Below are 12,412 nucleotides of genomic sequence, written 5' to 3' on the forward strand. Positions count from 1 at the left end.
CGTACTCCGCCCTACCGGGCGCCGGTGATCATTCCGGCGGCGACGGTGTTGTGGGTGGCCTCGTCGATGAGGATGAACCCGCCGGTCAGCCGGTTGCGGCCGTAGTCGTCGACGAACAGCGGCTGGGTCACCCGCAACGAGATCCGGCCGATCTCGTTCAACCCCAGCCCGGTGGCCGATTCATCGCGGTGCAGGGTGTTGACATCCAGCCGGTAGTGCAGGTCCTTGACCATCGCGCGGGCGGTGCGGGTGGTGTGCTTGACCAGCAACTTCATCCGCGGCGACAGCTGCCGGTCCGGGGTCATCCAGCACACCATCGCCTCCAGGTCCTGGGCGACCTCGGGCCGGTTGCCCGGCCGGGCGATCATGTCCCCCCGCGAGATGTCGATGTCATCGGCCAGCCGCAACGTCACCGACATCGGCGCATACGCCTCCTGGACGGGCCCGTTGGGGCCGTCGATGTGGGTGATGGTGGTGGTCAGACCGGACGGCAGGTGCACCACCTCATCACCGGGCTTGAGCACCCCACCGGCGACCTGCCCGGCATAACCCCGGTAGTCGTGCAGCTCAGGATCGGTGGACTTGTGCGGGCGGATGACGTACTGCACCGGAAACCGCACATCGATCAGATTGCGGTCCGAGGCGATGTGCACATGCTCCAGGTGGTGCAGCAGCGAGGAGCCCTCGTACCAGGGCATGTTGCCGCTGCGCTCCACCACGTTGTCGCCGTGCAGCGCCGACAGCGGGATGAAAGTGAGATCCCTGGCGTGCAACCGGGCTGCGAACGTCGCGAACTCGTCGACGATCCGCTCATAGACCTGCTGGTCGTAGTCGACCAGGTCCATCTTGTTGACCGCCACCACCAGGTGCGGCACCTTCAGCAAGGTGGTCAGGAAGGCGTGGCGGCGGGACTGTTCCAGGATGCCCTTGCGGGCGTCGACCAGGATGATGGCCAGGTCGGCGGTGGAGGCGCCGGTGACCATGTTGCGGGTGTACTGGATGTGGCCGGGGGTGTCGGCGATGATGAACTTGCGCCGCGGGGTGGCGAAGTAGCGGTAGGCCACATCGATGGTGATGCCCTGCTCGCGCTCGGCCCGCAACCCATCGGTCAGCAACGCCAGGTTGGTGTACTCCTCACCCCGATCAGCGCTGGTGCGCTCCACCGACTCCAGCTGATCCTCAAAGATCGACTTGGAGTCGAACAGCAGCCGCCCGATCAGGGTGGACTTGCCGTCATCCACCGAACCGGCGGTGGCGAACCGCAGGATGTCCATGCTCTTGCCCGTGCCCGTGATACCGGGGGTGGTCGAGGCCATTAGAAGTAGCCCTCCTTCTTGCGGTCCTCCATGGCGGCCTCGCTGGCCCGGTCATCGGCCCGGGTCTGCCCACGCTCGGTCACCCGGGTGGCCGCGATCTCCTCGATCACCTCATCCAGCGTCGCCGCCGTCGACTTCACCGCCCCCGTGCACGAGGCGTCCCCGACGGTGCGATACCGGACGCTGGCCGCAAACTCCGGCTCATCCTCGCCGCGGTTGGCAAACCCGGTTTGGGCGTCCAGCAGCATCCCATCGCGCTCAAACACCCGCCGGGTGTGGGCGAAGTAGATCGAGGGCAGCTCCAGCCGCTCACGGCGGATGTAGTCCCAGATGTCCAGCTCGGTCCAGTTCGACAGCGGGAACACCCGCACATGCTCGCCCTGGCGGATCCGGGTGTTGTACAGATTCCACAGCTCGGGGCGCTGGTTCTTGGGATCCCACTGCCCGAACTCATCACGGAAGGACACCACCCGCTCCTTGGCGCGGGCCTTCTCCTCATCCCGGCGCGCCCCACCAAAGGCCGCATCAAAACGGTGCTGTTCGATGGCGTCCAGCAGGGTGGTGGTCTGCAGGCGATTGCGCGAGGCGCGCCGCCCGCTCTCCTCCACCACCCGCCCGGCGTCGATGGAGGCCTGCACCGAGGCCACCACCAACCGCACCCCGGTCTCAGCGACGCGCCGATCCCGGTACTCGATCACCTCGGGGAAGTTGTGCCCGGTGTCCACATGCATCACCGGAAACGGGACCGGGGCGGGCCAGAACGCTTTCTTGGCCAGGTGCAGCATCACGATGCTGTCCTTGCCACCGGAGAACAGCAGGACCGGGCGCTCGAACTCGGCCGCCACCTCACGGATGATGTGGATCGACTCGGCTTCCAGCACGTCCAACTGGGAGGGCGACAGGCTCGTCGCGGAACGGCTCATGAGACGGGGTCGATCTCGTCCAGGCGGACGTCGCGTTCGGCGAACACGACGAGCAGCCGTTCGATCGCGTACAGGAACGCGCGGATCCGCTCGGGCGGCAGGTGGCGGGTGTCGGCGAGCAGGCTGAGCCGCATCGCCTCGGGGTCGCCTATGACCTCGAACGCCTCCAGGAAGAAGGCGACGGTGGCCCGGTCGGTCCTCTCCTCCCAGCGGAAGGAGGTGTCGGCCGGAGGGCCGGTCGGCGTCCCGGTTCCCGCGGCGCCTCGCGCCGGGGTCCACATGTCGTTGAAGACGACGTCCAGTTCGACGCCGTGCTCCGTGAGCAGCCGCGCCGCGGCCTCCGGGTCGCAGCGGCCGTGCCGCTGCGCGCGCAGGAAGGCCGTCCGCGCGGTCCGCGCCACCTGCTGGAGGGTGTCGGCGCACAGGTCGACCACCAGGGGCGCCTCCATGCTCAGGTTGGCGATGCTGTGCCGGGTCTCCGGCCGGCCCCGGTTGCCCACCACCGCCCGCAGCGAGCACCGGTCCTTTCCGGTGTGGCGGCCGACGAGCGCGGTCATCGCGGCCAGCAGCACGTAGGAGGTGCCGATGCCGCAGCGTGCGGCGGCCTCGCGCAGCGCCCGCGCCGCCACCTGCGAGTTGATGCCGCCGCGCCAGTACCGTTCCGCCTGCCCGGGGCCGGTGGGGGCCGGGAACATGGCGGGTGGGGCGGCGGACAGTTCGGCGCGCCAGTGGTCCAGCGAGCGGTTCAGCACGCGCCGTCCCGCCTCCGCCCGCTCGGACTCGGCCAGGTCGATCGGGTGGAGCGGCGGCGCGCCCGCGAGCTCGCGCCCTTCCAGCAGGCTGACCAGCTCCCCGTACAGCACGCGGGTGCCGAGGAAGTCCGCCGAGAGGTGGGTCGTGCCGAACATGACGAGCAGGGGCTCTCCCTCCACCGCTCCGATCCGCGCGCGGAAGGGCAGCCCCGCGGCCAGGTCGTAGGGGGTGTCCTCCATTGCGGGCAGCCAGGCGTGCACGGCCTCGAAGGGGTCCTCGTCCGCGGGGAGGTCGACGACCTCGATCTCGATCTCGCCCTCCGGCACGACCACCTGCTCGGGGTGCCCGTCCGGCCGGGTCCGGAATCGGGTCCGCAACGGTTCGTGCCGCTCCATCAGCCGTCCCAGCGCCTCCACCACGTCCTGGGCCTTGAGGCCGGGCGGGAGCGGTCCGCCGCCCACGATGTTGACGTACGTCGCCAGGCCCTGCTGGCTGAGCAGCGCCTCGGGCCACACCTCCAGCTGCGCCCAGCTCAGGGGGCCGCTGCGGGCGGTGTGCGGGGCGGAGAACGCGACGGTGTGGCGGGTGGTCTCCATCAGCGGGCGCCTTTCTCGTCGGCGGGCAGGATCACCTCGGGCGGGGGCGGGTCGCGGTGGAGCAGGTCCACCAGCTCGGCGCGGTTCCGGAGCACCTGGAGCTGGCTGACCGAGCCCTTGTCGGTGACCTCGCCCGCCGTGGGGTCGGGCGGTTCGGTCATGAGCAGCAGCCGTTCGACGCGGCGCGAGGACCGCTGCCCGGCGTTGAACCGGGCGAGCGCCCGGGCGAGGTCGCGCCGCAGTGACGCGGGGTCGGCGGTGCGGCGGGGCCAGACCAGCGCCCCGGCGCAGGCGCGGCCCGATCCGGTGATGACCGCTTCGGAGAGCGTGCCCAGGGCCGCCAGCAGCGACGCGCGCAGCGTGCCCACGCGCACCCAGGTCCCGGTGGCCAGCTTGAAGTCCTCGGCGATGCGGCCCTCGAACACCAGACCCCGGCAGGGGTCCTCCTCGTCGACCGGCCGCCCGGCGTCACCGGTGCGGTAGAAGCCCTCCTCGTCGAACACGGCGGCGGTGAGGGCGGGGTCGCCCAGGTAGCCGGGCATCACCGTGGGGCCCGCGGCCCGCATCTCCCAGCGTCCGCCGACCGGGGCGAGCTTGAGCCGGATCCCCGGCAGCGGAACGCCGATCGCGCCGGGCTCCTCGGTGTCCAGGTGCGCGGAGGTGATCGCCGAGGCCGTCTCGGTGAGTCCCCAGGAGGAGGTGAAGCGGACCCGGTCGTCGGCGAACCGCTCGGCCAGCCGGAGCATGCGCGTGCGCAGCGTCTCCGGCAGCGGGGCGCCCGCGCTGAACAGCAGCCGCAGCCGGACGAAGAACTTCTTGGCCAGCACCGAGTCGCGTTCCAGCTCGTCGGCCAGCAGCGCGAAGCCCGCGGGCACGTTGAAGTACACGTTGGGCGAGACCTCGGCGAGGTTGCGCAGGCTGCGCGGGAACAGCGCGGGGGTGGGGCCGCCGTCGTCGATGTGCAGGGTGCCGCCGTTGGTCAGCACCATGTGCAGGTTGTGGTTGCCGCCGAAGGTGTGGTTCCACGGCAGCCAGTCGACCAGGCTGAGCGGGGTCTCGGACAGGAACGGCCAGACCTGCCGCATCATCTGCTGCACCGCGCAGAGCATCCGGTGCGTGTTGGGGACCGCCTTGGGATCGCCGGTGGAGCCGCTGGTGAAGAAGATCCTGGCGACGGTGTCGGGGCCGACCGCCGCGCGGGCCGCGCCGAGACGTTCGCCGGGTCCGGTGCGCAGCAGGTCGCCGAACGGCTCCCCGCCGCCGCCCCGCCCGACGACCGCGGCCGGGGCCAGGTCGGCGACGGCCTCCAGCGCCGCGGCGTACTCGCGGCCGTCCTCGGCGTACACCGCGCCGGGCGCGGCCATCTCGACGACCCGCCGCAGGCGCCGGTGGCCATGGCTCTTGGAGTAGGCGGGGCTGAGCGAGATCACCGGTATACCGGCGACGTACCCGGCGAGGATGAGCTGGAGGTGCCGCAGCGAGTTGCCCGACAGCACCACCAGCGGGCGGTCCCGGTCCAGGCCGCGCCGCAGCAGCGCCTCGCCCAGCGACTCCGCGCGCGGCAGTGCCTGCGCGTAGGTGAGCCGGTCCCAGTACCCCAGCCGGCGTTCGGCGGCCAGCACCGCCTCGGGGCGCTCGGCCGCCCAGCGGCGCAGGGAGCCCACCAGGTCGGTGTCGTGAGGCTCCAGGGGTACCGTCGAGGACAGCAGCACCGTGCCGTCGGGGCGGTGGCGGGCCTCCACCCGGGGGTCGGCGAATATCCGCGCGGTCGGTCTCAAAGTCATCACCTGGATCCATCACGAAGGGCACCGGTCGCCGCACCCTAGGCTCGGCTCTCCGGGCGGGTGAACGCCCATTTGGTCCTTCTTTCCTGCGCCCTCGGTCGCCGGTCGGGCCCGCTCGTCCGCCCTGCCGATGCGGGCAGGCCCATCGGGACAGCGCGATGGGGCGCACCGACGGATCTTGGGGTCGCGGGCGCGGGCTCCGCACACTGGGGGCCCGCCGCCGGTGATCCGCCGTCGACGGCCGCCGAGACCGCGCCGAGGTGAGCTGCATGGGGACCGAAGCCGCACTCCGAGACCGCTCCGATCCCGATCTCCGCGTCGTCGTCACCGGTTTCGGTGTCATCTCCAGCATCGGGATCGGCCGCGACGAGTTCCTGGAGGCGTTGCGGGCGGGCCGGTGCGGCGTCTCGCCGATCAGCGGGTGGGACACCACCGGCTTCCGGTACGCCAACGCCCACGAGGTCCCCGGCTTCGACCCGCAGGCGCATCTGCGGAGGCTGGAGCCCGGCCGGTTCGGCAAGGTCGGCGCCCAGGCGGCGGTCGCCGCGCGGATGGCGATGCGGGACGCCGGTCTCGACCCCGCCTCGGTGCGGGACGAGCGCGGCGTCGTCGCGGTCGGCACCACCTGCGGGGAGTCGCTGGACGTGGACGCGCTCGCCGCGGCCGAGGTGGCCGCCGGGCGGGACGGCGGGAGCGGCCTGCCGGCCGAGCTGGCGCGGCGGGTGCATCCCGGCCGCCTGCCGGTGGCGGTCGCGGCGGAGCTGGGGCTGACGAACGTGGAGGCGGTCACGATCCCGACCGTCTGCGCCGCGGGCAACTACGCGGTCGGCTACGGGCTGGACGCGTTGCGCGCCGGTGAGGCCGACTATGCCCTCTGCGGGGGCGCCGACTCGGTGAGCCGCATGGCGTTCGCCGGTTTCTACCGGTTGCGCGCCTGGGCCCGGGAGCGGTGCCGCCCGTTCGACCTGGACCGCGACGGGTTCATGTTCGGTGAGGGCGCCGGGATGCTGGTGCTGGAGACCCTGGGGCACGCGCGGCGGCGCGGCGCGCCGATCCTGGCGGAGGTCGCCGGGTTCGCCCTCAACTGCGACGCGACGCACCCCACCCGGCCCGAACGCGAGCGCGTCACCGAATGCGTGACCGCCGCCCTGCGGGACGCCCGCGTGGAGCCGTCCGAGGTCGACGTGGTCTTCGCGCACGGCAGCGGGACGCGCATCAACGACGCGATGGAGTCGGCGATGGTGCGCGAGGTCTTCGGCGCCGCGCCGCCGCCGGTCACCGCGCTCAAGTCGATGGTCGGCCACACGCAGGGGGCCGCGGGGGCGCACTCCTGCATCGCGGCGGTGCTCGGCATGACGCACGGGTTCATCCCGCCGACCGTCAACTTCGTCACGCCCGACCCCGAGTGCCCGGTCGACTGCGTGCCGGGCACGGCGCGCCCGGCGCGCGTGCGGACCGCGGTGATCAATTCCCTGGGCGTCGGCGGCAACAACGCGGTGGTCGTGCTGCGCCACCCCGCGCACCTCGGCGCGGACGCGACGGCTCCGGTCGGAAGGAGGCCGTGATGGACACGGTGATCTCGGCGGTGTCCCTGATGTCCCCCGCGGGGGTCGGGGTCGGCCCGTTCCGCGAGGCGGTCCGCACCGGCACGGCGGTGCCCGGCGGGCCGGTCGGGGACTTCCACGTCGCCGAACCCCCGGCGACGGGCCGGGCGGTCCGGCTGGCCGACCGCCCCTCGGCGATGGCGCTGGCCACGATCGGGACACTGCTCGACGGGGGCGCGGCCGACCGGTGTCCTCCCGCGCGCCGCGGGCTGGTCCTGGGCAGCGCGGCGGCGGGCATCGACCAGTCGATGACCCTCACCCGGGACTCCCTGACCCGGCCCCGGCCCGACAACGTGAACCCCGCGCTCGTCCCGGCGTGCGTCATGAACTACGCCAGCGCGCAGGCGGCGATCGAGTTCGACCTGCGGGGACCGAACGCGACCGTGACCGCCGGCCGCCTCACCGGCCTGGCCGCCCTCCGGTACGCGCGGCGGCTGCTCGCCGCCGGCCGGAGCGACGCGGTGGTGTGCGGCGCCTACGAGGACCTGAACGAACGCCGCGTGGCGATCGCCGAGGCGGCCGGCGCCCGGGGCGTTCCCGCGGAGGGCTGCTGCGCGTTCCTGGTCGAGCCGGGGGAACGCGCGCGGGAGCACGGGCGCGCCGTGCTGGCGGAGGTGCTCGCCCTGGAGACCGGCGTGTTCGCCGACCCGGGCGAGGCGTTCGACGTGCTGGGGGCCGCCGTCGGCAGGGCGCTGCGCGCCGCCGGGGCCGCCCCCTCCGACGTGGGCCTGCTGGTGCCCGCCGGCCGGGAGGACGCGCGTCTGCCCGGGCTCGGGAAGGCGCGCGTCGTGCGCCCCGCCGAACTCATCGGGGACACCCACGGCGCCGCGGCGGCCTTCCAGGTCGCCGCGGCGATCGTCGCGGACGCCGCCGGGACCGGGGACGGCGACGGGCGCCTGGCGCTCGTCACGGCGGTCGAACCCGACGGGCATGTCGGCTGCTGCCTGCTGCGGACCCGCCGGCAAGGAGACAACAAGGAGACCGGTACATGACAGACATCGCCATCGTCGGCCTCGACTGCCGGTTCCCCAAGGCACCCGACGTGCCCGGCCTGTGGAACCTGCTGATCAACGGCGAGGAGGGCGTGTCCGAGGTCCCCAGGGGCCGGTGGCACGCCGACGACTACTACGACCCGGAGGGGGGCCGCGCCAAGGTCAACACCCGCAGCGCGGGCTTCATCGACGACCCCGACGTCTTCGACCACGAGTTCTTCGACTTCTCCGAGGCCGAGCTGGAGGTCAGCGACCCCCAGATGCGGCTGCTGCTCCAGGCCGCCTGGCGGGCCGTGGAGGACGCCACCCTGGATCCGCGTTCGCTGGCCGGAAGCCGGACCGGCGTCTACGTCGGGATCATGGCCGCCGAGTGGCTGAACCTGCTCATGACCGACTTCCAGCGGATCAATCCCCATGTGGGGTCGGGCAACGGCTACGCGATGGCGGCCAACCGCATCTCCTTCCATCTCGACCTGCGCGGCCCGTGCATGGCCATCGACACCGCCTGCTCCTCCTCCCTGGTCGCGACCGAGCAGGCGTGCGCCGCGCTCCGCGCCGGGACCTGCGACCAGGCGCTGGTCGGCGCGGTCAACCTGTTCGTCACGCCCGTGTTCGGCGTCTTCCTCACCCAGGCCAAGCTGTCCTCCCCCGACGGGCGGTGCCGGCCGTTCAGCTCCGAGGCCAACGGCTTCGGGCGCGCCGAGGGCGTGGGGGTGATGGTGCTGCGGCGGCTGGAGGACGCGCTCGCCGACGGGCTGCCGGTCTACGCGGTCATCCGCGGCGCGGCGGTCAACCACGGCGGCCGGAGCACCACGGTGACCGCGCCGAACCCGCACGCGCAGCGGGCCGCGATGGTGGAGGCCTACGAGCGCGCGGGGGTCCGGCCGCAGGACATCTCCTACGTCGAGGCGCACGGCACCGGGACCATGCTCGGCGACCGCATCGAGGTCCGCGCCCTGGGACAGGTGCACGGCGTCCCCCGGGAGCGCCCGTGCGCGATCGGGTCCATCAAGGGCAACATCGGGCACGCCGAGGGCGCGGCGGGCCTCGCGGGGCTGATCAAGACGACGCTGGCCCTGCACCACCGGGTCATCCCGCCGAGCCCGCACGCCGCCTCCGAGAACCCGCGGCTGCGGTTGGCGCAGAACGGGCTCCAGCTCGTCAAGGAGCCGATGCCGCTGCCGTCCGAGGGCGAGGTGCTGGCCGGGGTCAGCGGCTTCGGGCTGGGCGGCACCAACGCCCACATCGTGCTGGCCACCGCGCCCCCCGAGGCGCGCCGCCCCTACGCCGGACGCCCCGGCGGGGGCCTTTTGACGGTGTCCGCGCGCGACCGGGAGAGCCTGCGCGGGGCGGTGCGGCGGCTGGCCGACGACGTCGCCGCCGCGCCCGCCGACCGGTTCGCCGCGGTGGCCTGGACCTCCAACAAGGTCAAGGCGTCGGGGCCCGTCCGGTTCGCGCTGCCGGCCCGGGACCGCGAGGAGGCGGTGGCGGGGCTGCGCGCCGCGGCCGCGGACGACGACCGTCTCGCGGCGCTGTCCGGGGAGGCCGGGACCGCGCCGGCGGTCGGCTGGACGATCGCCGGGGAGTCCGCCTGGCGTCCGGGGATGTCGCTGGAGTTGTACGAGCGGCACGCGGCCTACCGGCACGCGCTCGCCGCCGCGGACGCGGCGCTCCGGACGGAGCTGGGCTGGTCGGTGGTCGAGATGTCGCGGTCCGGCGCGGAACCCGCCGCGAGGGGCCCGGTCGTGTTCGCGGTCGCCTACGCGCTCGGGCGGATGCTCCTGGACGCGGGCGTCACCCCCGCGTGGATCGTGGGTGAGGGCGTCGGCGCGCACGCCGCCGCCGTGCTGGCCGGTGACCGCAAGCTGGAGGAGGCCGCCCGGGCCGTCGCCGCGCCGGACGGCCCGGGAGCGTCGGTCGAGGCGACCGCCGGGGAGGCCGACGGTGCCGGGTCGCGCCCGCCGGTGACGCGGCTGCACCTCGTGGACGACGGGAGCGGGTTCGACGAGGCCCTGCGGACGGCGCTGGAGGCCGTACCGGCCCGCGTCGTCGAGATCGTCGGCGAGCGGACCGAGGGAACCCGGCTCCTTCCCGGCCGCGCGGGCGGCGGCGAGGTCCTCGACGTCGTCGCGGCGCTCTACCGCGACGGCCTCGATCCCGACTGGGACGTCCTGTACGACCCGGGCCAGCGCGTGCGGCACCGGCTCACCCCGTACGTGTTCGCGCCCACCGCGCGACTGTGGTGGAACGGCCCCATCGCCGCGCACGGCGACGGCGACGCCACCGCCGCCCTGGTGAAGGCCAACCCCGTGGGAGGCGTGTCATGACCCGTTCGGTGCTGGTGACCGGGGGCAACCGCGGTCTCGGTCTGGCCATCGCCCGGGCGTTCGCCGCCGAGGGCGACGCCGTCGCGGTGACCCACCGGGGCGGCGGCGCTCCCCCCGGGCTGCTCGGGGTCAAGTGCGACGTCACCGACCCCGACCAGATCGCGCGCGCCTTCCAGGAGGTCAGGCAGGAGCAGGGACCGGTGGAGGTCCTGGTGTCCAACGCGGGGATCACGCGGGACGCCCTGCTGCTGCGGATGCGGGAGGAGATGTTCGCCGAGGTCATCGACACCAACCTGACCGGGGCGTACCGGGTGGCCAGGGCCGCCGTGACCGACATGATCAGGATGCGCCGCGGCCGGATGATCTTCATTTCGTCGGTCACCGGGCTGAAGGGCGTGGCCGGCCAGGCCAACTACGCCGCCAGCAAGGCCGGGCTCATCGGGCTCGCCCGGTCGCTGGCCCGCGAGCTGGCCCCCCGGGGCGTCACCGCGAACGTGGTCGCGCCCGGGCTGCTGGACACCGACATGACCAGCGGCCTCAGCGACGGCTACAGGGAGCGCATCCTCGCCGAGGTGCCGCTCGGCCGCACGGCCACCCTGGAGGAGGTCGCGGGTGCCGCGGTGTGGCTGGCCTCCGCGTCCGCGGCGGCGGTCACCGGCCAGGTGATCACCGTTGACGGCGGGGGCAGCCTGGGGCACTGACCCGAGGGGGGCGCCGGCCGGGCGGGACCGGCCGGCGCCCCCGTCCCGTCGTCAACCGCGTCCCTCCCTCTCGTCGCGGTCCGCCATCTCCTCCCGGGCCCACTCCCACCAGTCGCGGCGGGCCCGCAACAGGCGTTTGCCCCATTCCATCGCCAGGCGGCCGTGGAAGGACAGGTCGTCCTCGTCGCTCCAGGAGATGGACTCCTCGATCCGGTCGAGGTCGGCGACCTGGTCGTCGAGGGCCCGCCGCCGGCGTTCCACGAACGCCAGCGCCCGGTGCCCGTCGACCCGGCCGAGCAGGAAGACCCGCAGGAGCGTGTCGTCGCGGTGGTTGGTCCGGGGCTCCACCTCGGTGATCCAGTGCTCCAGCTCCGCGCGGCCCGCGCGGGTGATGCCGTACTCCCTGCGGCCGCGCGGGCCCTCGCCGGTCACCTCGATCAGTCCCCCGGCGGTGAGCCTGCCCAGCTCGCCGTACAGCTGGCTCTGGGTGGCGGACCAGGCGCCGTCGAGCGAGATCTCGAACATCTTGAGCAGGTCGTAGCCGCTGGCGCCGTCCAGCTCGGCGATCAGTCCCAGGAGCGCGTGCCGAAGGCTCATGACCGCGGCCTCACGCGCCGGACAGGGAGGCCACCAGGGTGCTCCCGGTCCGGGCCTCCGGCGCCGGGCCCCGCGTCGGGACCAGGCCGGTGGCGGCCAGGTGGACGCCCAGCTCCAGGCGGCTCTGGATGCCCCACTGCTGCATCAGCTGGCTGACCTGGCGCTGGACGGTGCGGGTCGAGATCTGCAACGCCCCGGCGGTGGCCTTGTCGGTCATCCCCATGGCCAGGCTCCGGATGATGCTCCGTTGCAGGTCGGTGAGGGGGGCCTCACCGGCGGGGACGACCGGGGAGGCCCGCTTCCAGTGGTGCTCGAAGACGTGGACGAGGCGTTCGACCTCGGTGTGCCGGTGCACCGGGGCGTGGACGGAGCGGTCGTCGGCGTGCCGGCTCAGCGCGCTCCTGCGGTCCACCACCAGCAGAAGGGGGGTCGCGCCGCCCAGCCGCACCTGGACGTGCCGGCCCGTGAGGGAGGGGGCCTGCGCCAGGAAGGAGCGGGAGACGACGACGCGGGTCCGGGGAGCGGTGAGGGGAGGAAGGGCGCAGGCGCTGTGGAGCGCGGGCGCCCAGGAGGGAGCGAGGAGGAGGATCTCGTGCCGGGCCTTTCCCAGCAGCGCCCTGATCTGGGCATGGTCATGTGCGGACAGGCGCATGGTTACCTCGGTTGCCGATGCTCAGCCGGTGGCTTCCCCGGCCGGCTGCTTCGGGGCGGGGGCGACGGCTCAAAACCGTACTCGCGACCGCCTTACCGGCCGCTAACCGTTTCCGAGGCCAATTTTCTATATTGTTGACTGATTTGGTCTGCTATCTCGGTGCTCCA

The 12,412-nt window shown here is 73.4% G+C and carries 10 protein-coding genes; 4 read left to right on the forward strand and 6 right to left on the reverse strand.

Going from position 1 to position 12,412, the window contains the following annotated elements:
- Window positions 1–11: 11 nt before the first annotated feature.
- The 4 genes from AKI01S_RS02250 to AKI01S_RS02265 are packed head-to-tail and all read right to left on the reverse strand — an operon-like array spanning window position 12 to window position 5,372.
- Window positions 12–1,316: a sulfate adenylyltransferase subunit 1 gene (locus tag AKI01S_RS02250; RefSeq protein WP_067811722.1), complete on the reverse strand. Its 1,305-nt coding sequence runs from the start codon at window positions 1,314–1,316 to the stop codon at window positions 12–14.
- Entirely contained in the window at window positions 1,316–2,239 is a 924-nt protein-coding gene (cysD, locus tag AKI01S_RS02255) for a sulfate adenylyltransferase subunit CysD (protein ID WP_067811723.1), read from the reverse strand. Before cysD ends, AKI01S_RS02250 begins: the two co-directional genes overlap by 1 nt.
- Window positions 2,236–3,588, reverse strand: coding sequence for a condensation domain-containing protein (locus AKI01S_RS02260; RefSeq protein WP_067811725.1), 1,353 nt, complete (start codon window positions 3,586–3,588; stop codon window positions 2,236–2,238). Before AKI01S_RS02260 ends, cysD begins: the two co-directional genes overlap by 4 nt.
- The gene (locus AKI01S_RS02265) at window positions 3,588–5,372 is read right to left on the reverse strand and encodes an AMP-binding protein (RefSeq protein WP_067811727.1); all 1,785 of its coding nucleotides are present in this window, start codon (window positions 5,370–5,372) and stop codon (window positions 3,588–3,590) included. Before AKI01S_RS02265 ends, AKI01S_RS02260 begins: the two co-directional genes overlap by 1 nt.
- Window positions 5,373–5,641: 269 nt before the next feature.
- Here AKI01S_RS02265 and AKI01S_RS02270 point away from each other — a divergent pair, with 269 nt between their 5' ends.
- The 4 genes from AKI01S_RS02270 to fabG are packed head-to-tail and all read left to right on the forward strand — an operon-like array spanning window position 5,642 to window position 10,996.
- On the forward strand, window positions 5,642–6,937 hold the full coding sequence (locus AKI01S_RS02270) for a beta-ketoacyl-[acyl-carrier-protein] synthase family protein (protein WP_067811729.1): 1,296 nt from the start codon (window positions 5,642–5,644) through the stop codon (window positions 6,935–6,937).
- Window positions 6,937–7,968, forward strand: coding sequence for a beta-ketoacyl synthase N-terminal-like domain-containing protein (locus AKI01S_RS02275; RefSeq protein WP_083998765.1), 1,032 nt, complete (start codon window positions 6,937–6,939; stop codon window positions 7,966–7,968). The genes AKI01S_RS02270 and AKI01S_RS02275 overlap by 1 nt, the downstream gene beginning before the upstream one ends.
- Window positions 7,965–10,295: a type I polyketide synthase gene (locus AKI01S_RS02280; RefSeq protein ID WP_067811731.1), complete on the forward strand. Its 2,331-nt coding sequence runs from the start codon at window positions 7,965–7,967 to the stop codon at window positions 10,293–10,295. The genes AKI01S_RS02275 and AKI01S_RS02280 overlap by 4 nt, the downstream gene beginning before the upstream one ends.
- A complete protein-coding gene (gene fabG, locus AKI01S_RS02285) occupies window positions 10,292–10,996 on the forward strand; it encodes a 3-oxoacyl-ACP reductase FabG (protein WP_067811733.1) in 705 nt (234 codons plus the stop codon). Before AKI01S_RS02280 ends, fabG begins: the two co-directional genes overlap by 4 nt.
- A 51-nt stretch (window positions 10,997–11,047) precedes the next feature.
- Here fabG and AKI01S_RS02290 read toward each other — a convergent pair whose 3' ends face one another.
- Window positions 11,048–11,593 (reverse strand): PadR family transcriptional regulator, encoded by a 546-nt coding sequence (locus AKI01S_RS02290; protein ID WP_067811735.1) that lies wholly within the window; start codon window positions 11,591–11,593, stop codon window positions 11,048–11,050.
- Window positions 11,594–11,603: 10 nt separating this feature from the next.
- Entirely contained in the window at window positions 11,604–12,245 is a 642-nt protein-coding gene (locus AKI01S_RS02295) for a helix-turn-helix transcriptional regulator (RefSeq protein ID WP_067811737.1), read from the reverse strand.
- Window positions 12,246–12,412: the final 167 nt, after the last annotated feature.

Origin of the sequence: Actinomadura kijaniata NBRC 14229, from assembly GCF_001552175.1 — a bacterium.
Classification (GTDB): Bacteria; Actinomycetota; Actinomycetes; order Streptosporangiales; family Streptosporangiaceae; genus Spirillospora; species Spirillospora kijaniata.

What these genes read in the sequence shown, in the direction of transcription:
- AKI01S_RS02250 (WP_067811722.1), bottom strand. Translation starts at nt 1,316, where the DNA reads ATGGCCTCGACCACCCCCGGTATCACGGGCACGGGCAAGAGCATGGAC.
- AKI01S_RS02265 (WP_067811727.1), bottom strand. Translation starts at nt 5,372, where the DNA reads ATGACTTTGAGACCGACCGCGCGGATATTCGCCGACCCCCGGGTGGAG.
- AKI01S_RS02260 (WP_067811725.1), bottom strand. Translation starts at nt 3,588, where the DNA reads ATGGAGACCACCCGCCACACCGTCGCGTTCTCCGCCCCGCACACCGCC.
- fabG (WP_067811733.1), top strand. Translation starts at nt 10,292, where the DNA reads ATGACCCGTTCGGTGCTGGTGACCGGGGGCAACCGCGGTCTCGGTCTG.
- AKI01S_RS02280 (WP_067811731.1), top strand. Translation starts at nt 7,965, where the DNA reads ATGACAGACATCGCCATCGTCGGCCTCGACTGCCGGTTCCCCAAGGCA.
- cysD (WP_067811723.1), bottom strand. Translation starts at nt 2,239, where the DNA reads ATGAGCCGTTCCGCGACGAGCCTGTCGCCCTCCCAGTTGGACGTGCTG.
- AKI01S_RS02275 (WP_083998765.1), top strand. Translation starts at nt 6,937, where the DNA reads ATGGACACGGTGATCTCGGCGGTGTCCCTGATGTCCCCCGCGGGGGTC.
- AKI01S_RS02295 (WP_067811737.1), bottom strand. Translation starts at nt 12,245, where the DNA reads ATGCGCCTGTCCGCACATGACCATGCCCAGATCAGGGCGCTGCTGGGA.
- AKI01S_RS02270 (WP_067811729.1), top strand. Translation starts at nt 5,642, where the DNA reads ATGGGGACCGAAGCCGCACTCCGAGACCGCTCCGATCCCGATCTCCGC.
- AKI01S_RS02290 (WP_067811735.1), bottom strand. Translation starts at nt 11,593, where the DNA reads ATGAGCCTTCGGCACGCGCTCCTGGGACTGATCGCCGAGCTGGACGGC.